Genomic DNA, 19406 nt, shown 5'->3' with positions numbered 1-19406 from the left:
GGTCAAACTCCTAATCCGAGGATGCGCGAAGCGATGATGTTCTTCTGGATCTGCGAGGTGCCGCCCATGACGCTCTGCGCGCGGCTGTAGAAGTAGCTGCCGAGCAGTTCCGTGTCGTCCGTGCCGCCGACGGCGAGCGCCGCGTGCCCGACCGACTGGTCGACCCAGGTCATGAGCAGTTTGTCGAGTGAGCCGTCCGGGCCGTGGACCACCCCGTCCAGCTGTTCGGACAGCCGTCGGCGCACGTGCAGGCGCAGCATCTCGGTCTGCACCGCCGCCCAGGCCAGTTCCTCCGGGGCGGGACCGTCGAACCGGGCGGCCAACTGCCGCACCAGTTTTCCGTAGCGGGCCGCGTAACCCAGCGTCGACGGCTCGCGTTCGTGCCCGACGACGGTCATCGCCAGCTTCCAGCCGTCGCCGGGCTCGCCCACCATCTGATCGGCGGGCACCGTGGCGCCGTCGAAGAACACCTGCCCGAACTCCCGGGTGACGCCGCTGATCATGGCCAGCGGCCGTTGCTGCACGCCGGGCTGGTCCATGGCGATCACGAATGCCGAGATGCCTTTGTGCCGTGGAGCGTCCGGGTCGGTGCGGGCCAGCAGCAGGCACCAGTCGGCGACGTCGGAGTAGCTGGTCCAGATCTTGTGACCGTGCACCACGTAGTGGTCCCCGTCGCGAGTCGCGGTGGTGCGCAGCGAGGCGAGGTCGGAGCCCGCGCCGGGCTCGCTGAAACCCTGGCACCAGCGCTGGGTGCCGTCGATCATGCCGGGCAGGAAGCGCTGCTGCAGTTCCTTGCCGCCGTGGCGGCCCAGACCCTGCACGAGATACCCGAGGCTGGGCCGCGGCGGCGCCCCGGCGAGCGCGAGTTCCTCGTCCACGATCACGTCGTAGACCGGGGGCAGCTCGTGGCCGCCGAACTCCTTCGGCCAGGACGATCCGAAGAATCCGGCCGCGTACAGCGCTCGATGCCACTCACCCTGGCGCGCCCAGTAGTCGTCGCCCGAGGTCGGGAACTGCCCAGCCGTTTCGGCCAGCCAGGCGCGCAGCCGGGAGCGAAACTCGGCCTCTTGCGGTGCGTCACGAAAGTCCAAGGTCGATCTCCTCCAGACGAACGGGGAACAGTTCGGTCGAGACCAGCGCGCGCCGCAGATAGACGTGGGCGAGGCACTCCCAGGTGTTGCCGATACCGCCGTGCACCTGGATCGAGGTCTCGCAGACGGTGCGGGCGGCCCGTGCGGTGTAGACCTTGGCGATCCGCGCGGCCCGCAGCGCTTGCGCCGCAGCCAGTTCGTCGACGGCCCAGGCCGCGTGGCGCAGTACGCTGATCGCCCCTTCGATCAGCGCTTGGTTCTCGGCCAGCAGATGCGCCACCGCCTGGTACGACCCGATCGCGCGGCCGTACTGCTCGCGCACCTTCGCGTATCCGACCGCGAGATCCTGGGCGCCGCGGGCGACGCCGAGCAGATCGGCGGTGGTCGCGGTGACGGCGAGCGCGTGCCACCGGATGGCCTCGTCGGGCGACAGCTCTCCGATCCGCCGGTGTTCGCCCGCCACTGCGGCGGTTTGCCGGGTCAGGTCCGCGCCGGGCAGCGTCGCGCCCACCGGTGCGGCCACGACCTGCTCGCCGGTGACGAGCAGCGCCGATTCGCTGCCGCGTGCGTCGATGGCCCGGTCCCCGACCGCGATGGTCCAGCGGCCCTCGGCGCCGAGTCGCCCGCACAGGTCGTCGGCCAACACCGGTCCGAGAAAGGCCACGTCGACCAGCCCGCGGCCGAATTCCTCGGTCACGATCGCGACCTCCACACCGGAGGCGCCGTCGGTGCGCAGCGCTCGCCAACCGGTGGCCGCCACGGCTCGCTCCAAGCGCGCGCGGCGGTTCTCGTCGTCGAGCTCGGCCACCGAGCCGGGGCCGAGGTCGTCGGCCAATTTCGCCGCGGCATCACGCAATTGCCGCTGTTCACTGGTCAGACGGACGTCCATAGCGCTCCTTGAGTACTCGGCGCAGCACCTTGCCCGAGGGCAGGCGCGGGATCTCGGGCACGAACACGACGCGACGCGGTCGCTTGTAGGTGGCCAGGCGCTCGCCCACCAGGGCGATCAGCTCGTCCGCGGTGACCGCCTCGGCGCCGGACACCGCCGCGACCACTGCCTCGCCGTCTGCTGCGTCGGGCACCCCGAACACGGCGCAGTCGATCACCTTCGGGTGGCCGTGCAGAACGGCCTCGATCTCGGCGGGCGCCACTTGGAATCCGCGTACCTTGATCATTTCCTTGGCCCGGTCGGTGAGCCGGATCCAGCCTTCCTCATCGACGTAGCCGACATCGCCGGTGCGGTACCAGCCGTCGTCGAAGGCGCGGGCGCTCTCCTCGGCGGGCAGGTAGCCGGCCATCACCGACTCCGCGCGGCACTGGATCTCACCGATCTCCGTGGGCGGCAGCGGTTCTCCGGTGTCCAGCGCGACCACCCGGACGCGCACCCCTGGCGCGGCCTTGCCGACCGTGTCCAGCCGCGCGCCCGCGAGCGGGTTGCACGCGATCACCGGCAGTTCGCTCGCGCCGTAGGCGGGCAGCCAGCGCACTCCGGTGCGCCGGGTGACGGCCTCGGCCACCGCGACGGTCACCGGCGTCGCGCCCCACATGATGTAGCGCAGCGAACTCAAATCGTAGGACTCGAGGTCCGGGTGCCCGGCGAGCGCGAGAGCGATCGGCGCGACCGCCATCTCGACGGTGATCCGGTCGGCCTGGATGCAGGCGAGCATGGTTTCCAAGTCGAAGCGGCGGTGCAGCCGCATCCAGGCACCCGCCCGCAGCGCGGTCACGATGTTCAGCAGGCCGAGGATGTGCGAGGGCGGCGTGGCGATCTGGATGCGGTCGGTCGCGGTGAGGCCGAGCACCTGCGTCCACTGGCGCACCGCGACTGCCAGCGACGCGTGGGTGTGCCGCACCGCCTTCGGCATCCCGGTGGTGCCGGAGCTGAACACCAGCACGGCGTCCGAAGCCGGGTCGGGCGCCGTGCCGCCACCTTGCGCGGGGGCGATCGGCGCGTCCAGGTGTCGCATCGGTAGCAACGCGGCCAGCACCGGACTGTCGCCGACCGCGTGACGCGGCCCGGTGACAGCCACCGCGTGCGCGACTTCGTCGTGCTTGTACGCCGGGCTGATCAGGATCGCCGCGGCGCCCAGCCGCCAGATGGCCAGCACGGCGACGACGAATTCCGGCCGGTTCGAGGACATCAGCGCCACCCGGTCGCCCGCGCGCACGCCGCCGTCGGCCAGCTCGGCCGCCAGACCGGCCGCGAGGTCGTCGAGCTCGGTCCCGGTGTAGGCCCGCCCCTCGAAGACGAGCGTGCTCGAAGCGGTGGTCGAGGACATTTGAGAGATCCCGTCTCGTGAGTGAGAATATAATTCTCATTCGGATAGAATCTTCATACCAGGAGGACACGGTTCATGGCGAGACCCTCTTTGTTCCAGCGCGCGACCGTGACCCGCATCGTGAAGGAGAGCGCCGACGCGCGCACGTTCGTGCTCGCGCCGCACGACGGGCCGATCACCTACCGCGCCGGGCAGTTCTGCACGTTCAAGATCGCCGTGAACGGAACGGAGCTGTTCCGGTCGTACTCGATGTCCAGCGCGCCGGAGACCGACGGCGAGCTGATGACCACCGTGAAACGAGTGCCGGGCGGGGCGGTGTCGAACTGGATGCACGACAACCTGTCCGAGGGCGACGAAGTGGAGATGACGAAGGCCGCGGGCCGATTCTGCCTGCGCGAGACCGACGTGCCGCTGCTGGGCTTCAGCGGCGGCAGCGGAATCACGCCGATCCTGTCGCTCACCAAGTGCGCCCTGGCCGCCACGCGGCGGCGGGTCCGGCTGCTGTGCGCGGACCGCGACGCGGCTTCGATGATCTTCGAAGCGGCCTTGGCCGAGCTGGCCCGGCGCCACCCCGGCCGGCTCGCGGTGGTCCGGCACCTGGACAGCGCGGGCGGCTTCCTCGACCCAGCGGCGGTGCGCGCCTTCGTCGGCGACGACGGCCACGCCGATCAATACGTCTGCGGGCCCGAGGCTTTCATGGAGATGGTCGAACTGGCGCTGCCGGGTCCGGGCCTGGTGTTCAGCGAGCGATTCGGTGCGCCTGCGCCGATTCCCGCCGCCGTGGACGAGGCCCCGGTCGAAAGCCCGGCACCGGCCGACAGCGTGACCCGCCCCGCGACAGCCCCTTCCGCCGCCGACGGGGCGGGCACCGTGACGATCATCCTCAACGGCAGGAAGAAGACGGTGCCACGCAAGAACGGCGAGACGCTGCTGGAGAGCGCGCGGCGGGGAGGGCTGACGCCGCCGTTCTCCTGCGAGGCGGGCAACTGCGCCACCTGCATCGCCAAGGTGACCGTGGGAAGCGCGAGCCTGCGCCAGAACAACGCGCTGACCGACGACGAACTCGACGACGGCTATGTGCTCACCTGCCAGGCCGTCCCGGACACCGACTCGATCACCGTCGACTACGAGTGAGCGGCGGGGCGGGTCCCGCGCGGCCTTGTTCCGCCCCGACAGGGGCTGTGCCGCCGGGAGACCCGCCTGCGCTGTCGCGACACCTGACTGCACTGTCCCGACACCTGACTGCGATGTCCCGACATCGCGGCTGGGCTGGCCCGACATCGCGGCTGCGCCCTCGACGTGGGACGAGCGCGTCGAGGCGAGCATGCGGCGCACAGTGAGCAATTTACGCAGCGTCACAGCATGATTCGTGGTCGCGTCCACACGGTCCACGATCGGTTTACACGTTCGGCACGCGCGCCCGGGCGCCACCTGCGACGGGGATAGCGGCCGGGCCGCGTGCGACCGCGGGTGCGGGGCTGTCGATGCTGGCGCCGGTCGCCCCCACCGAATCCGGTGTCGCGCTTTCAGCCCCCGTGCTGGCCCAGCCGAGGCGGCGGCGCGTACTTCGGCTCATAGCCCGCGATCCGGATCGGGCTGCCGACGAGCCGGAACTCCCCCGCCGTCACCACGGCCTCCGGGCTTGCCTCCAGCGCCTCCGGCAGGTCACGGACCGCGGCGGCGGGAATTCCGAGCGGGCACAGCCGCGCTTCCCATCCGGTCGCGGTGTCGGCCGCGAGGGCGGCGGTCACCGCCGCCAGCACGTCCACGCGACGGGCGACCCGGTCGGCCATCAGCTCGAACCCGTCGACACCCGCCTCCGCGGCGAAGGTCTTCCAGAAGCCGTCGTGGGTCACGAACAGCGCGAGATAGCCGTCGGCGGTCGGGAAGATCTGCGCGGGAACGTAATATGAGTGCGCCCCGAACGGGCGGCGCTGCGGCCGCTTCCCCTCGTTGAGGTAGGCGGCCGCGTGATAGTTCAGTTGCGAGAGCATGACCTCGTACAGCGACACGTCGATCTGGCCGCCACGACCGGAGACGATCTGGGCCAACAGTCCCAGCGCGGCCGTCAGGCCGGTCGAGTTGTCCGCCGAGGAGTATCCCGGCAGCGTCGGCGGACCCGCGGGATCACCGGTGAGAGCGGCGATCCCGGCCGCCGCCTGGATCACGTAGTCGAAGGCCGGATCGTCCCCGCCGTACAGGCCGTAGCCGGTGATCGCGACACACACGATCTTCTCGTTCCACCGGCGCAGCGCGTCGTAGGTGAGACCGAGCCGCCGGATCGCCGATGGTTTGAGGTTCACCAGCAGCGCGTGCGATCCAGCGACGAGTTCGCCGAGTCGCGCCCGGCCGTGCTCGCTGCCCAATTCGACGCGGATACTGCGTTTGCCGCGGTTCAGGCTCGCGAAGTAGCTGTCGCTCACCTGACGGGAGATGTCGCCGCCCGCCGGTTCCAGTTTGGTGACCTCCGCGCCCAGGTCGGCGAGCATCATGGTGGCGTACGGACCGGCCAGCATGGTGCCGACCTCCAGGATCCGGATTCCGGCCAGCGGCCCGGAGCCCGTAGGACTCACCGCAACTCCCTGGCCAGCTCGGCGATCATCGCCCGGGTGCGGCGCTTGGACGCCACCAGTTCGTCGAGGGTCTCCCCGATCGGCAGCAGGCGCACCGAGATGTCCGTGGCGCCCGCCTCCGCGTAGCGACGCAGCCCGGCCGCGATCTGCGCCTCGTCGCCGGCCAGGCACAGATCGCCGATGTCACGGGCGTCGCCCTGGTCCAGCAGTCGTTGATAGTTCGGCGAGATCTCCGCCTCGCCCAGAATCCGATTGGCCCGCTCGCGCGCCTCGTCCACTCGGCCGGGCTCGCACAGGCACACCGGCAACCCGGCGACCACACGCGGAGCGGGCCGGCCCGCGTCGGCCGCCGCTTTGGCGATCTTCGGCACGACGTGGTCGGCGATCGCGCGCTCGTCGGCCATCCAGAGCACGGTGCCGTCGGCCTGCTCTCCCGCGATGCGCAGCATCACCGGTCCCAGGGCGGCGATCAGCACCGGCACCGGGGCCACCGGTCCGAGATCGAGCGGATTGTGCACGGTGAACGTCGCGTTCTCCACGTCCACCGCACCCGGTCCGCGCAGTCCCGCGTTCAGCACCTCGAGATAGTCGCGCGTGTAGGCGGCCGGTTTGTCGTAGGGCAGGCCGAGCATGTCCCGCACGATCCAGTGATGCGACGGCCCGACCCCCAGCGCCAGCCTGCCCCCGGCCGCGGCGTGCGCCGAGAGCGCCTGCCGCGCCAAAGCGATCGGATGCTGTGCTTGCAGGGGCACGACCGCGGTGCCCAGCTCGATCCGCGAGGTGCGCAGCCCCATCGCGGCGATCGTGATCAGCGCGTCGAAATCGGTGGGGATCTGCGGGATCCACGCCGTGTCCATTCCCGCGGACTCGGCCCACTCGATGTCGCGCAGCATCCGTTCGAGCTTGCGCCCGGAGTCCCCTTTCTCCGGCCCGATCATCACTCCGATGCGCACGATTCCTCCAAGCTGTGTCGATTCGGCCCGCGGCCGGTCATGGCGCCGGGTGCCCGGTCAACGCGCGGATCTCGGTGACGAGCGTCTCCAGCGGAGTGCTCGTCGGAAACACCGCGGCCGCACCGGCTTCCAGCAGCCGCGGCACGTCCGCCTGCGGGATGGTGCCACCGACGACGACCGCGATGTCGCCCGCGTCGGCGGCGCGCAGCGCGTCCACCACCCGCGTGGTGAGCGCGACGTGCGCGCCGGAGAGGATGCTCAGGCCGACGACGGCCACGTCCTCTTGCAGCGCGATGGCGACGATGTCCTCGATACGCTGCCGGATCCCGGTGTAGATGACCTCGAACCCGGCGTCGCGCAGCGTGCGGGCGACGATCTTGGCGCCGCGGTCGTGCCCGTCCAGGCCGGGTTTGGCGACCAGTACGCGGGCGGGCATCAGAAGACCACCGGCTGCTGGAACTCGCCCCACACCGACTTCAGCGCGGCGGTCATCTCGCCGACCGTGCAGTAGGCGTTGGCGCAATCGATGAGGCGGTGCATGAGGTTCTCGTCTCCTTCCGCGGCGCGCGACAGGGCTGCGAGGCTGTCGCGGACGGTCGCGGCGTCGCGCTCGGACCGCACACGCGCCAGTCGCTTCAACTGGCGTTCGCGCCCGTCGGCGTCGAGTTCGTAGGTGCCGATGTCCGGGGCGGGCTCGTCGGAGACGAATGTGTTCACTCCGACCACCGGGTGTTCGCCCGACTCCACCGCCTGGTGCAACCGGTAAGCCTCGTCGGCGATCAGGCCCTGCAGGTAACCGTCCTCGATGCAGCGCACCATGCCGCCGTGCTGCTCCAGATCGTGCATGATCTCGACGATCCTGGCCTCGGTGGCGTCGGTGAGCGCCTCGACGAAGTAGGAGCCGCCCAGCGGGTCGGCCACCCGGGTCACCCCGGTCTCGTAGGCGAGCACCTGCTGGGTGCGCAGCGCCAGCGTGGCGGATTCCTCGCTGGGCAGCGCGAACGGCTCGTCCCACGCGGCGGTGAACATCGACTGCACGCCGCCGAGCACCGAGGCCAGCGCCTCGTAGGCGACGCGCACCAGGTTGTTCTGCGCCTGCGGCGCGTAGAGCGAGGCGCCGCCGGCCACACAGCCGAAGCGGAACATCGACGCCTTGTCGGTGCTCGCGCCGTACCGCTCGCGCACGATGGTGGCCCAGCGGCGGCGTCCGGCCCGGTATTTCGCGATCTCCTCGAAGAAGTCGCCGTGCGTGTAGAAGAAGAACGAGATCTGCGGGGCGAACTGATCGATCGTCATCCGGCCGCGCTCGATCACGGTGTCGCAGTATGTGACGCCGTCGGCCAGCGTGAAGGCCATCTCCTGCACGGCATTCGCCCCGGCGTCGCGAAAGTGCGCACCCGCCACCGAGATCGCGTTGAATCGCGGCACCTCGGCCGCGCAGAACTCGATGGTGTCGGCGATCAGGCGCAGCGACGGCTCCGGCGGCCAGATCCAGGTGCCGCGCGAGGCGTACTCCTTGAGGATGTCGTTCTGGATCGTGCCGGTGAGCTTCGCGCGCGGCACGCCCTTCTTCTCCGCGGCGGCCACGTAGAAGGCCAGCAGGATCGCGGCGGTGCCGTTGATGGTGAAGCTGGTGCTGATCCGGTCCAGCGGGATGCCGTCGAAGAGGACCTCGGCGTCGGCGAGGGTGTCCACCGCGACACCGACCCGGCCCACCTCCTCGCTCACTTCCGGGTCGTCGGGGTCGTATCCGCACTGGGTGGGCAGATCGAGCGCGACCGAGAGGCCGGTACCGCCCTGTTCCAGCAGGTAGCGGTAACGGCGGTTGGACTCCTCGGCGGTACCGAAGCCGGAGTACTGCCGGAACGTCCACAACCGGCCCCGGTAACCGGTGGCGAAGTTGCCGCGGGTGAAGGGGTAGGCGCCCGGTGCGGGTGGGTCACCGCGCCGCGCGTCCGGTCCGTAGCTCGCCTCCAGCGGGATGCCGGACGAGGTCTGCACTTGGTTGTTCATCGTTGAATACGGTACTTGCGAAAAAGGAGAATGCCAATACCATTCAGGTGGCAGGAGCCGGCCGAACCGCGCGCGACGACCGAGGAGAACCATGTCCGACCAGGACCGACAGCTGACCGATCGCACCGTGGTGGTGTCCGGAGCGAGCCGCGGCATCGGATTGGCGATCGCCCTCGCCGCCGCCGAAGCGGGCGCCAACGTGGTGCTGCTGGCCAAGACCGCCGAACCGCACCCCCGCCTGCCCGGCACCGTCCACACCGCGGCCGCCGAAGTGGAAGCCGCGGGCGGGCGAGCCGCCGCCGTGGTCGGGGACGTGCGCAACGAAGCGGACGTACGGCGCGTGGTCGAGACCGCCGTGCAGCGGTTCGGCGGCATCGATGTCTGCGTGCACAACGCCAGCGCGATCGCCACCGAACCGACCGAGCGATTGTCGGTCAAGAAGTTCGACCTGATGCAGGACATCAACATCCGCGGCATGTTCCTGCTGACCCAGGCCTGCCTGCCGCACCTGCGCGACTCGGCCAACCCGCACGTGCTGACCATCGCGCCGCCGGTGAATCTGAACCCCCGCTGGCTCGGCGCCCACCCGGCCTACACCCTCGCCAAGTACGGGATGACCCTGCTGTCCCAGGGCTGGGCGGCCGAATTCGCCGACGCCGGAATCGGTTTCAACTGCCTGTGGCCGCAGACCTATATCGCCACCTCGGCGGTCGCCAACCTGGCCGACGGCGAGCGGCAGCTCGCCTCCGCCCGCAGTCCGCGGATCATGGCCGACGCCGCCCTCGCGATCATGACCCGGCCCGCGAAAGAGGTCACGGCCAACTGCTTCATCGACGCGGACGCGTTGTCGCTCTACGCCGGGATCGATGATCTGTCCGGGTACGGCGGCGGCGAGAAACCCACGCCGGACTTGTTTCTGGACTGAACGACCACTCCGTGGCGCTATATCCCCACGGCGCGCCCCGTCGCGACTCGCACTTCGCCGCCGGGATGAATGGGCCGGTCGGTCGTGAACAGCGGCCGCGCGGAGCCGCCGCGCCGGACGGCGACGATCTCGGCTCCGATCGCCACGGCTGTTTCCTCCGGTGTCTGACCGCCCAGTTCCAAGCCGATCGGCGAGTGCAGCCGCCCCAGTTCCGCCTCGGTGAGTCCGGCGGCGCGCAACCGGATCCGGCGTTCGCGGTCGGCCCGGCGTGACCCCATCGCGCCCACGTAGGCCACGGGCAGGCGCAGCGCTTCGGTGAGGACCGGGATGTCGAACTTGGGATCGTGGGTCAGGACGCAGATCACCGTCCGGGCGTCGACGGGCGTGCGCCGCAGGTATCGGTCCGGCCAGTCCCGGACCACCTCCTCGGCGTCCGGCATCCGGGCATGGTCGGCGAAGGCCGGGCGGGCCTCGCAGACGGTGACGCGGTACCCCAGCAACCGGCCGACACTGCACAGGGCGGAGGAGAAATCGGTGGCGCCGAAGATCAGCATGCGCGGCGCGGGCGCGAAGGACTCGACGAACACCGTGCGCTCCCGGTCCGCGCAGCCCACGACGCGAACACCGGTCACGCCGGTGTCGAGCATCGCGCGCGCCTGCCGCACCACCGCGCGATCGAAATCCGCGCCGGTGGCGGTCTCGGGCCCGAGCGCGACCACCGCACCGGAGGCCAGGTCGCGGACGAACGTCATCGGACCGCTCGGATCGAGCGCGGCCTCGACGGCCGGATACTCCGCGGGCGTGATGCGATGCACGAAGATCTCCAGTTCTCCACCGCAGGTCAAACCGACAGCGAAGGCGTCGGCGTCGCTGTAGCCGAACGTCCGGCGGACGGGCTCGCCGGATTCGAGCACCTCCAGGCACAGCTCGTAGACCGCGCCCTCCACGCACCCGCCCGACAGGCTGCCGCGGACATTCCCCGATCCGTCCACCGCCATGGTCGCCCCGGCCGGCCGGGGTGCGCTGCCGGTCACGCGCACGACAGTGGCGAGCACGTAGACGGTGTTCGCGGCATGCCAGCGCAACAGATGCGCGGCGAGTTCTCGCATGATGAACCCTCTCGGCGATCGTTCTGGGCCCCTCTGAGGCCCTTCCCGACGCTCCCGGCGTTTGCACCTGACCCAGCGACGAGAATGCTATTCTCGTTCAATACTAGCGTCATACTCATTTTCGACATAGGCGGAATTGACAGCGTGCGAATCTCGATGCTAAACACGTGCTCAGCATTCGCGAGCGGCAACCGGCCGGCGCCCCGGCACACGGGCCGATCCGACTCCCGGCCGTCGGCCACGAAGGTCGGCCGAGTCGAAGGCAACGACCACCACGCGGGCATGCCTGCGGGCGCCCGAGGTGAACGGAGGATCAACCGGATGACATCGACCAGGTCGCCCAACGGCCAGTCCGGCCCGCACTCTCTGCGAGCGCACCGATGACCCAGACCGAACCCACCACCACGACCGGCGTCGTCGGCACCCGGGTGCCACGGATCGAGGACGCGCGCTTGGTGACCGGCGCGGGAACCTTCGTCGACGACGTGACCCGCCCCGGCATGGCCCACGCGTGCTTCGTCCGCAGCCCACTCGCCCGCGCGGCGATCGGTGCGATCGATGTCTCCGGTGCGCTGGAACTGGACGGCGTGCTCGCCGTCTACACCGCCGCGGACCTCAATTCCGGCGTGCACGAGATCTCCTACGCGCTCGACATCGTCGGCTTCCCGCCGGTGCCCCGGCCGCCGCTGGCCGAGGAGGAGGTCCGCTTCGTCGGCGACCCGGTGGCCTTGGTGATCGCGGTCGACCGGTACGTGGCCGAGGACGCCGCCGAACTGGTGGTCATCGATTACGAGCCACTGGAACCGGTGGTCGACTACGTCACCGCGGCGGACTCGCCGAACCTGGTGCACGCCGGATTCGCGGGGAACTCCGCGGGCGAGATGGGCGGGCGCCCAGCCGCCGATCTGGCGCCGCTGTTCGATTCGGCCGCGCACGTGGTGCGGCAGACGATCTTTCAGCAGGCGTATCTGCCGGTCCCGCTGGAGACCCGCGGGATCGTCGCGGACTGGTCGGCGCCGACGGCGGAGATGACGATCTGGAGTTCCACCCAGTCACCGCACGAAGTGCGCGGATTCTGTGCCCGGCTGCTCGGCATCGACGAGCATCAGGTGCGTGTCATCGCCCGTGACACCGGCGGCGGATTCGGCCTCAAGCAGGTCCCGCTGCGCGAGGACGCTTGCATCCTGCTGGCCGCCCGCAAACTCGGCACAACGGTGAAGTGGATCGAGGACCGGCAAGAGAACCTGATGGCCGCGGGCATGTCGCGCCACGAGCACGCCGATGTCCGGATGGCGTTCGACGCCGAAGGCACCATCCTCGCCGCCGCCATCGACCACGTGCAGAACGTGGGCGCCTATCCGACGCCGTCGCCGCTCACCGGCGGCGTCGTGGTCGGGCTGCTGTTCCCCGGACCGTACCGGATCACCGACGCCTCCTTCACCGCGAAATTCCTGTACTCCAACACCGTCGGCCGCCTGGCCTACCGAGGGCCGTGGCAGTTCGAATCGGTGGCCCGCGAAATCCTGCTCGACCACGCCGCCCGGCAGATCGGCATCGATCCGATCGAGCTGCGCAGGCGGAACATGCTGCGCCGCGACGAGTTGCCCTGGGCGAACCCGAACGGCATGACCTTCGACAACATTTCGCCGCTGGAGACCTTGGAGCAGGCGGTCGAGTTGCTGGACTACGAGGGCTTCCGCAAGCAGCAGCGCGAAGCTCGCGCCGATGGCCGCTACCTCGGCGTAGGCACCTGCACCTACGTGGAGCCGACCACCGGCGGCAGCCCGTTCCTGAGCACCGAGGGCGCCACCATCCGCATCGAGCCGTCCGGCAAGGTGAACGTCTACGTCGCGGGCGGCTCGGCGGGCAACAGTCTGGAGACCACGGTCGTCCAGCTGACCGCCGACGCGCTGGGCGTCGAGCTGGCCGATGTGCGAACCATCCAGGGAGACACCGCGATCACGCCGTTCGGCGGTGGCACCGGCGGCAGCCGGTCCGGCTCGATGACCGCGGGAGCGATCGACCGGACGGCGTCGATCCTGCGGGAACGTATCCTGGCCATCGCCGCCCACCGGCTGGGCGCGAGCCCCGAGGACATCGAGTTCAGCCGCAGCCGGGCCACCGTCCGCGGGGCGCCGGACAAGGTGCTGTCACTGGCCGAGATCGCCGAGATCGCGTACTTCCAGGCCGACTCGCTGCCGCCCGGGGTATCGCCCGGGCTGGAGGCCAGCGGACGGTACAAGACCCCGCAGCTGGCGATCTGGGCCAACGCCACCCACGTGTGCACCTGTGAGGTCGACATCGACACCGGGGAGGTGAAGTTGCTGCGCTACATCGTCAGCGAGGACTGCGGTCCGATGATCAATCCCAACGTCGTCGAGGGCCAGATCTACGGCGGCACCGTGCAGGGCATCGGCGGCGCGCTCTACGAGCATCTCGCCTACGACGAGAGCGGCAATCCGGTGGCGACCACCTTCTTGGACTATCTGCTTCCCACGGCGACCGAAGCGCCAACGATCGAGGTGGGGCACATCGATACCCCGAGCCCGGGACCCGGCAATTTCAAGGGCGTCGGCGAGGGCGGGGCCATCGGGGCCACCCCTGCCGTGCTCAACGCCGTCATCGACGCGCTCGCGCCGTTCGGGGTGGAGATCTCGAAACTGCCCCTCTCCCCGGCCACCATCGTGGCACTGCTGGACGAGGCGCGCGCCGCCGGAAAGGGTCCCGCATGAAACCGGCGGCCTTCGAGTACCACGCACCCGCGACCGCGGCCGAAGCCGTCGCCCTCCTGGCCGAACTGGGCGAGGAGGCCAAGATCATCGCGGGCGGGCAGAGCCTCGTGCCGATGCTGGCGTTGCGGCTGGCCGTGTTCGAGCATCTCGTCGACCTCCGGCGCGTGGACGAGCTGCGCGGCATCGAAGCCCGCCCGGATGCGGTCCGGATCGGCGCCGGGACGACGCACGCCGCGGTCGGCCGGTCCGAGGACGTCCGCCGGACGGCGCCGTTGCTCGCCCGGGCCACGCCGCTCATCGGACACTTCCAGATCCGCAACCGGGGCACGATCGGCGGCGCGATCGCGCACGCCGACGCCGCGGCCGAATACCCCGTCGTGGCGCTGACGCTCGACGCCGACATCGAGACGCTCTCCCCACGCGGACGGCGCACCATCCCGGCATCGGCGTTCTTCACCGGTATGTGGACCACCGATCTGGAGCAGGACGAGATGGTGACCGGGATCGTCTTCCCGGTCTGGCACGGGCGGTGCGGCTTCGCTATCGAGGAATTCACCCGCCGCAGTGGAGATTTCGCGATGGCGGGGGCCACCGTGGCGGTCCGGCTGGACGCGGACTCCCGCGTCGAACGGTGCGCGATCGGCTTGTTCGGCCTGGCGCCGACCCCGGTGCGGGCAACCGAGACCGAAGCCGAGCTGATCGGTCGCCCCGCCGAGGCGACACAGGCCGAGGAGATCGGCCGGAGCGCGACCGCCGGATTGGACGCGGTCTCGTCGGATGTGCACGGCTCCGCCGACTACCGGCGCCGAGTCGGAGCGGCGATGGTGGCGCGCGCATGGCGACGCGCCGTAGAGGAGGCCCGCAATGACTGACGTCGACATCGAGGTGCGCATCAACGGCGCTCTCCGCCGAGACCGAGTGCCGCCCCGGCTGACCCTGGCCGACTACCTGCGCGAGAAGTGCGGCCTCACCGGCACCCACCTCGGGTGCGAGCACGGCGTGTGCGGCGCCTGCACGATCATGCTCGACGGGCAGGCGGTGCGCGCCTGTCTGGTGTTCGCCGTGCAAGCCGACGGCGCCGAACTGACCACCGTCGAGGGCATCGCCGGACCCGACGGCGAACTCTCGCCGGTGCAGGCGGCGTTCCGCGCGGAGCACGGGCTCCAGTGCGGATTCTGCACTCCCGGCTTCATCGTGTCCGCCACCGCCTTCCTGCGCGACAACCCGGACCCCACCGAGACCGAGATCCGCGAGGGCATCTCCGGGAACCTGTGCCGCTGCACCGGATATCAGGGCATCGTCCGGGCGGTCCGCGCCGCCGCCGACTCGGCGAACGCCGAGACGCCCACCGCGCCGCAGGCGTGACCACCGAAGGACTTCCATGAAACTCGACAACACCTTCACCATTCCCGTCCCGGCCGCGCAGGCCTGGCAGGTGCTGCTCGATCTGGAACGCATCGCCCCCTGCGTTCCCGGCGCCACCATCACCTCCCGGGACGGCGACGACTTCCACGGCAAGATCAAGGTCAAACTCGGCCCCGTCGGGCTGAGCTACAGCGGGGTCATCAAGGTCGTCTCGCAGGACGAGGCCGCCGGGATCGCCGTGCTGGAAGGGCGCGGTCGCGAAACCCGCGGCAACGGAACAGCCAAGGCCACCATCACCTGCCGCCTCGTCGAATCCGGCGCGACCACGGACGTCTTCGTGGACACCGACCTCGCGATCACCGGCAAGCCCGCACAGTTCGGGCGCGGCGCGCTCGCCGACGTGGCGGGCACGCTCATCGGCCAGTTCGCCACCAATCTCGCCGCGGAGATCACCGCGTCGGCGCAGGCCGCGCCGGTACCGGACGCGCAACCGCGCATCCTCTCGGCTGCTCCGGACTCCGCCACACCGGCCGCCGCTCCCACCCAGACCGCGCCGCGCAAGCCTGCCGAGCCGATCGATCTGCTCCAGGCCGCCGGTGCGAGCAGCGCCACGCGGCTGGGCGGACTGGCCTTCGCCGGCGTCCTCGTCCTACTCTTCGCCCTCTTGCTCCGCAAACGCTCCGCGCGATCGGTACCCTGATGTCCCGGCCCGCCCGTACGGTGCTCGCCGGGAATCTCCCTCGGAACGTGGCCGCGCGGACCCGCCACATACGCATCGAAACCGGCGCTTTCGCAATGGATTACCAGGCGGGCGCGGCGCAGATAGCGGACGTCGTCGCCGAGTTGGGCGCCCACGGTGGATTCGTCGTCACCGTCGACGACAACGTCCGCCCCGACCTGCCGCACCTGCCGTGCGGCAAACTCTGGGACTAGCGAAGAGTGGAGTGCCCCTTACCCGCCCTCGCCGTCACGGATCTGCACATGGTGGTGTGCTGTGTGCTGTGCACTGTCTCTTGTGCGCGGTGCTGGGCTGCGGTGTGAGGAAGGGAGTCGAACCCTTCGCACTGCCCATCGTGCGCCGAGAAAGTGGCCGAATATCCCGCCGGCCATCGGGTTCGTGCACGCCTCCGCGATGACTACCTGCTCCACTTCCCCGCTCAGTCCAACAGTTCGACCTCCCAGTTGGAGCGCTGGATGCGGACGTCGAGTTCCCGCAGTTCCCGGGCCAGGTCGTCGGCCTGCCCACGCAGTTCGGCGACCGGCAACGCGGAGAACATCTTCAGCTCCGATCGCAACTGACGCGCGTACCCGGGCTGCCCCTTGCCCGCCGCCGCGTCCGCCGCGGCGGTGACCAGGGAGTGCCGCAGGCGCAACGCATCCCGGCGGGCCAGTGCGTCGGTCAAGGTGCCGTCGTCGCCGATCCGCGCGGCGGCGTTGGTGCGATTGATGCGCCGGATCAGCTTCTCGTAGTCCTCGAGCACCTCGCCCGCCTCGTCGAGCAGAGCGGCCGCGTTCTCGGCGGGCTCCTCCCCCTCCTGAAAACGTGCGTTGCTCACAACGCGAGCACGCAACTGCTCGATCCGGCGCGCCGAATCCGCGCGCAACGCCAACGCCTCCGCCAGCTTCAAGTCCCCTACCTCCGGACATCGACTCGTGAAGGTCGAGTATCGGTCATTCCACCGCGCGAGTCACGCCGATTACTCTGCCACCCTGGGAAATCGACTCCTGCTCGCCGTCGTCGCAGGGTCTGCCGCGGCCGATCAGCTCCTCGTGGCGGTCAGTGCGGCAGCATGTCGGTCCAGGCTCGGCCGGTCGTGGCGACCAGGTCCCTCTGCTGGTAGAGACGGCCGTCCGGACCGAGGTAGTTCCCGGTTCTCGGGTCGTATCGCGCGATGCCGATCGAGGGCGCGCCAGGCTCTCCGGGCGCTGACGCCGGTGCGGCCGGTGGTGGCGCGCCCGGAACCGAGCGGGAGTCCGGTGGGACGCCTTGCCCTTCGAGGCCGGGGTCGCGCGGATAGGGCCCCAGCAAGGGCTGTTCGGCGGCAAGCGGCTGGAACTGCTCGTCGCTGTTGCACAGCGCGGCGGTCGGCGCCCGCTTGGCGGGGTTGTTCGCGCACGGGATGTTGCGCACTCCGCGCACGGCGATGTCGGAATCCTGGGGCAGTTTGCAGTACAGGCCGTCCGGGGTGTCGATGGTGTCGGTCTCCTCCGGCGATCGCCAAGCCGACGGCGGCAGGAATCCGACGGTGCACGCGGGCGGGTCGGAGATGCCGCCCAACCGGAAGTCGCCGAGGCCGAGGCCGGAGGCGTTCCGATTCGGTTGCACGGCCTGGATCATCGAGATCGCCGGTGGCAGCAGGACGAGTATCTGCTCCAGTCCGGCGTTGTAGGTCACGCCGAGTTGCCCGACGGTCGTCAGGTTGGACAGCAGGATCGGCAGCGTGAGTTTCACCGAGTCCAACAGGTGCGCGACCTCCCCGGTGAATCCGGGACCGGAGCGCAGCAGCGTGCGGACCTGCGGATCGTTCTCGACGACCTGACCGGTGACGCCGGCGAGGCTACGCGTCCAGATCCGGACTGCGTCGGCGGAGCGCACTTGCGAATCCAGCAGCGGCCGAGCGTCTTCGACGAGCGTGCGGGTCCGGCCTCCCGCTCCGTTCAAGTCGGCGGCGAGGGTCTGCGCCGAGGTCAGCAGGGAGTCCAGGTCGTATCGGGCCCCGTGCATGCCCTGGAAGAGTTCGTCGAGCAGTTCGCGCAGCTTGTCGGTGGGGATGCTGCCCACCAGATCGCTGAGCGAATCCAGCATGGGGCCGACCGGCTGCGGAACGGTGGTGTGCCGCGACTCGATCACCGCGCCGTCGCGCAGATAGGGCGGCGAGTCGGTACGGGGCCGCAGTTCGACGTACTGCTCACCCACCGCGGACACGCTGCGCACCTCCGCGGTCAGGTCGGCGGGAATGTCGTAGGAGCTGTCGATCTTCAGGGTGGCGCGCACGCCGTCGCCGGTCAGCTCGACCGAGCTCACCTCGCCGATTTCGACGCCACGGTAGGTGACATTGCCGAAGCGGTAGAGCCCTCCGGTGGCGGGCAGTTCGACGGACACGCTGATGGTGCCGACGCCGGCCAGGTGGGGCAAGCGCATATAGACCGTCGCCATCGCCGTCAGCCCGATCACCGACAGGACCGCGAAGATCAGCAACTGGGTGCGGACGAAACGGGACAGCAGCATCAGCGGCCTCCGGTGGTCGGCGGTGTGATCCCGGCCCCGAGCGGGTTCGAGGTCTGCTGCGCGTAGCCCGGGTCGCCGATTGCCGCCTGTACCACGGCGGTCGGATCACCCCACGGCGTGCCGAGCAGCAATTCCCGTTTCAGCCGCGGAACCGTGAGATCGACTGTCGCGAACAGATTCATGTAGTCGCCCTGCACCGCGCGGTCGATGACCATCTGGCCGTAGGGGAACACGGTCGCGTACGCCAGTGCCCCATCGATCTGCGGGCCGACGTCGGCCAGCGCCCGCAGCGTCGGCTCCAGGTTGCGCAGATTCGTCACCAGATCCGTCCGGACGTCGGTGACCACGGCGGTGGCGGTGTCGCTGAAGGTGCGCAGCCGATCCAGCGCCGCGATGATGTTCGGCCGCTGTGCCAGCAGCACGTCGAGCGCGGGGGGCAGCCGCTCGAGGGTTTCGGTCACCACATCGCGCTGCTCGGCGAACTGTCCGGTGAGCCGGTTGAGCGCATCGATCGAGGCGATGATGTCGTCGCGTTGGCCGTCGATGACGCCCATCATCGTGTCGAGGCGCACCAGCAGCGCGCCGATCTGCCCCTGATGTCCGTCGAAGGCGTCGTTCAAGTTGCCGATGATCTCGCCGAGCTGACCGAGCCCGCCGCCGTTGACGACCACCGACAGCGACGCCAGCGTCTGTTCGGTGGAGGGATAGGTCGAGGATTTGTTCATCGGGATGCTGGCCCCGGAGGCCAGCTTCCCGGACGGTTCGGCGCCCGCGGGCACGTTCAGCGCGAGGTGACTGGATCCGAGCAGGCTGGTCTGCCCGATCGTCGCGACGACGTTCGCGGGCACCGCGGCGTCCGCGCGGATGGACGCCTCCACCACCGCATGCCAACCGTCGAGCCGGATCCCGCGCACGCTGCCGACCACGACGTCGTCCACCAGTACCGGCGAATTCGCCACCAAGGTGCCGACATTCGCCATGTCCACCTGGACGACGGTCGCGTCCGTACCCTGCCCAGGGGCGCCGGGCAGCGGCAGCGAGTTCACTCCGTGCCATCCGCATCCCGTGAGCGTCAAGATCGAGCAGGCGCTCACGGCGAGCAGCGGACGACAGCCGCGTCGCGGAAAAGTTCTCATG

Annotated in this window: 18 protein-coding genes; 7 read left to right on the top strand and 11 right to left on the bottom strand. The window is 70.0% G+C overall.

The features are described from left to right. Positions 1-2: 2 nt before the first annotated feature. The 3 genes from ON19_RS33075 to ON19_RS33065 are packed head-to-tail and all read right to left on the bottom strand — an operon-like array spanning position 3 to position 3370. Positions 3-1091 carry an acyl-CoA dehydrogenase family protein gene (locus ON19_RS33075; protein ID WP_043701880.1) on the bottom strand — a complete coding sequence of 363 codons (1089 nt, stop codon included), beginning with the start codon at positions 1089-1091 and terminating at the stop codon, positions 3-5. Further along, entirely contained in the window at positions 1078-1980 is a 903-nt protein-coding gene (locus tag ON19_RS33070; RefSeq protein ID WP_043701879.1) for an acyl-CoA dehydrogenase family protein, read from the bottom strand. Before ON19_RS33070 ends, ON19_RS33075 begins: the two co-directional genes overlap by 14 nt. After that, complete coding sequence (locus tag ON19_RS33065; RefSeq protein WP_043701876.1) at positions 1958-3370, bottom strand: class I adenylate-forming enzyme family protein; 1413 nt, start codon at positions 3368-3370, stop codon at positions 1958-1960. The genes ON19_RS33070 and ON19_RS33065 overlap by 23 nt, the downstream gene beginning before the upstream one ends. A 75-nt stretch (positions 3371-3445) precedes the next feature. Here ON19_RS33065 and ON19_RS33060 point away from each other — a divergent pair, with 75 nt between their 5' ends. Next, entirely contained in the window at positions 3446-4504 is a 1059-nt protein-coding gene (locus ON19_RS33060; RefSeq protein ID WP_043701874.1) for a ferredoxin--NADP reductase, read from the top strand. A gap of 392 nt (positions 4505-4896) precedes the next feature. Here ON19_RS33060 and ON19_RS33055 read toward each other — a convergent pair whose 3' ends face one another. The 4 genes from ON19_RS33055 to ON19_RS33040 are packed head-to-tail and all read right to left on the bottom strand — an operon-like array spanning position 4897 to position 8909. Beyond that, positions 4897-5943 (bottom strand): CaiB/BaiF CoA transferase family protein, encoded by a 1047-nt coding sequence (locus tag ON19_RS33055; RefSeq protein WP_043701871.1) that lies wholly within the window; start codon positions 5941-5943, stop codon positions 4897-4899. Further along, positions 5940-6896, bottom strand: coding sequence for an LLM class F420-dependent oxidoreductase (locus tag ON19_RS33050; RefSeq protein WP_043701869.1), 957 nt, complete (start codon positions 6894-6896; stop codon positions 5940-5942). The genes ON19_RS33055 and ON19_RS33050 overlap by 4 nt, the downstream gene beginning before the upstream one ends. A 37-nt stretch (positions 6897-6933) precedes the next feature. Then, positions 6934-7332, bottom strand: a complete 399-nt coding sequence (locus tag ON19_RS33045; protein WP_043701866.1) for a cobalamin B12-binding domain-containing protein — start codon at positions 7330-7332, stop codon at positions 6934-6936. After that, positions 7332-8909, bottom strand: coding sequence for a methylmalonyl-CoA mutase family protein (locus ON19_RS33040; RefSeq protein ID WP_043701864.1), 1578 nt, complete (start codon positions 8907-8909; stop codon positions 7332-7334). Before ON19_RS33040 ends, ON19_RS33045 begins: the two co-directional genes overlap by 1 nt. Positions 8910-9000: 91 nt before the next feature. Here ON19_RS33040 and ON19_RS33035 point away from each other — a divergent pair, with 91 nt between their 5' ends. After that, the gene (locus tag ON19_RS33035) at positions 9001-9834 is read left to right on the top strand and encodes an SDR family oxidoreductase (protein ID WP_043701861.1); all 834 of its coding nucleotides are present in this window, start codon (positions 9001-9003) and stop codon (positions 9832-9834) included. A gap of 17 nt (positions 9835-9851) precedes the next feature. Here ON19_RS33035 and ON19_RS33030 read toward each other — a convergent pair whose 3' ends face one another. Beyond that, positions 9852-10943: an XdhC family protein gene (locus ON19_RS33030; protein WP_043701859.1), complete on the bottom strand. Its 1092-nt coding sequence runs from the start codon at positions 10941-10943 to the stop codon at positions 9852-9854. A 380-nt stretch (positions 10944-11323) separates the two neighbouring features. Here ON19_RS33030 and ON19_RS33025 point away from each other — a divergent pair, with 380 nt between their 5' ends. Genes ON19_RS33025 through ON19_RS33005 form a run of 5 tightly spaced genes read left to right on the top strand, consistent with a single transcriptional unit; the run spans position 11324 to position 15973 of the window. Then, positions 11324-13675 (top strand): xanthine dehydrogenase family protein molybdopterin-binding subunit, encoded by a 2352-nt coding sequence (locus ON19_RS33025; RefSeq protein ID WP_043701856.1) that lies wholly within the window; start codon positions 11324-11326, stop codon positions 13673-13675. After that, positions 13672-14547 carry an FAD binding domain-containing protein gene (locus ON19_RS33020; RefSeq protein ID WP_043701854.1) on the top strand — a complete coding sequence of 292 codons (876 nt, stop codon included), beginning with the start codon at positions 13672-13674 and terminating at the stop codon, positions 14545-14547. The genes ON19_RS33025 and ON19_RS33020 overlap by 4 nt, the downstream gene beginning before the upstream one ends. Further along, on the top strand, positions 14540-15040 hold the full coding sequence (locus ON19_RS33015) for a (2Fe-2S)-binding protein (protein ID WP_043701851.1): 501 nt from the start codon (positions 14540-14542) through the stop codon (positions 15038-15040). Before ON19_RS33020 ends, ON19_RS33015 begins: the two co-directional genes overlap by 8 nt. A gap of 16 nt (positions 15041-15056) precedes the next feature. Then, positions 15057-15740: an SRPBCC family protein gene (locus tag ON19_RS33010; RefSeq protein ID WP_043701848.1), complete on the top strand. Its 684-nt coding sequence runs from the start codon at positions 15057-15059 to the stop codon at positions 15738-15740. Continuing rightward, the gene (locus ON19_RS33005) at positions 15740-15973 is read left to right on the top strand and encodes a hypothetical protein (protein ID WP_043701845.1); all 234 of its coding nucleotides are present in this window, start codon (positions 15740-15742) and stop codon (positions 15971-15973) included. Before ON19_RS33010 ends, ON19_RS33005 begins: the two co-directional genes overlap by 1 nt. Positions 15974-16197: 224 nt before the next feature. Here the strand turns inward: ON19_RS33005 and ON19_RS33000 are convergent, their stop codons facing one another. The 3 genes from ON19_RS33000 to ON19_RS32990 form a co-directional block, all read right to left on the bottom strand. Continuing rightward, the gene (locus ON19_RS33000; protein ID WP_043701843.1) at positions 16198-16668 is read right to left on the bottom strand and encodes a DIP1984 family protein; all 471 of its coding nucleotides are present in this window, start codon (positions 16666-16668) and stop codon (positions 16198-16200) included. Between the two features lie 149 nt (positions 16669-16817). Next, positions 16818-18266 carry an MCE family protein gene (locus ON19_RS32995; protein WP_043701940.1) on the bottom strand — a complete coding sequence of 483 codons (1449 nt, stop codon included), beginning with the start codon at positions 18264-18266 and terminating at the stop codon, positions 16818-16820. A 2-nt stretch (positions 18267-18268) separates the two neighbouring features. After that, positions 18269-19405, bottom strand: a complete 1137-nt coding sequence (locus tag ON19_RS32990) for an MCE family protein (RefSeq protein WP_043701841.1) — start codon at positions 19403-19405, stop codon at positions 18269-18271. Position 19406: the final 1 nt, after the last annotated feature.

Origin of the sequence: Nocardia abscessus NBRC 100374, assembly GCF_000308455.1 — a bacterium.
Classification (GTDB): Bacteria; Actinomycetota; Actinomycetes; order Mycobacteriales; family Mycobacteriaceae; genus Nocardia; species Nocardia abscessus.
This window is presented reverse-complemented; position numbering and strand designations above follow the sequence as displayed.

Coding starts and splice junctions, on each gene's coding strand:
- ON19_RS33070 (WP_043701879.1), bottom strand. CDS start 1,980: ATGGACGTCCGTCTGACCAGTGAACAGCGGCAATTGCGTGATGCCGCG.
- ON19_RS33065 (WP_043701876.1), bottom strand. CDS start 3,370: ATGTCCTCGACCACCGCTTCGAGCACGCTCGTCTTCGAGGGGCGGGCC.
- ON19_RS33060 (WP_043701874.1), top strand. CDS start 3,446: ATGGCGAGACCCTCTTTGTTCCAGCGCGCGACCGTGACCCGCATCGTG.
- ON19_RS33045 (WP_043701866.1), bottom strand. CDS start 7,332: ATGCCCGCCCGCGTACTGGTCGCCAAACCCGGCCTGGACGGGCACGAC.
- ON19_RS33040 (WP_043701864.1), bottom strand. CDS start 8,909: ATGAACAACCAAGTGCAGACCTCGTCCGGCATCCCGCTGGAGGCGAGC.
- ON19_RS33035 (WP_043701861.1), top strand. CDS start 9,001: ATGTCCGACCAGGACCGACAGCTGACCGATCGCACCGTGGTGGTGTCC.
- ON19_RS33030 (WP_043701859.1), bottom strand. CDS start 10,943: ATGCGAGAACTCGCCGCGCATCTGTTGCGCTGGCATGCCGCGAACACC.
- ON19_RS33025 (WP_043701856.1), top strand. CDS start 11,324: ATGACCCAGACCGAACCCACCACCACGACCGGCGTCGTCGGCACCCGG.
- ON19_RS33020 (WP_043701854.1), top strand. CDS start 13,672: ATGAAACCGGCGGCCTTCGAGTACCACGCACCCGCGACCGCGGCCGAA.
- ON19_RS33015 (WP_043701851.1), top strand. CDS start 14,540: ATGACTGACGTCGACATCGAGGTGCGCATCAACGGCGCTCTCCGCCGA.
- ON19_RS33010 (WP_043701848.1), top strand. CDS start 15,057: ATGAAACTCGACAACACCTTCACCATTCCCGTCCCGGCCGCGCAGGCC.
- ON19_RS33005 (WP_043701845.1), top strand. CDS start 15,740: ATGTCCCGGCCCGCCCGTACGGTGCTCGCCGGGAATCTCCCTCGGAAC.
- ON19_RS32990 (WP_043701841.1), bottom strand. CDS start 19,405: ATGAGAACTTTTCCGCGACGCGGCTGTCGTCCGCTGCTCGCCGTGAGC.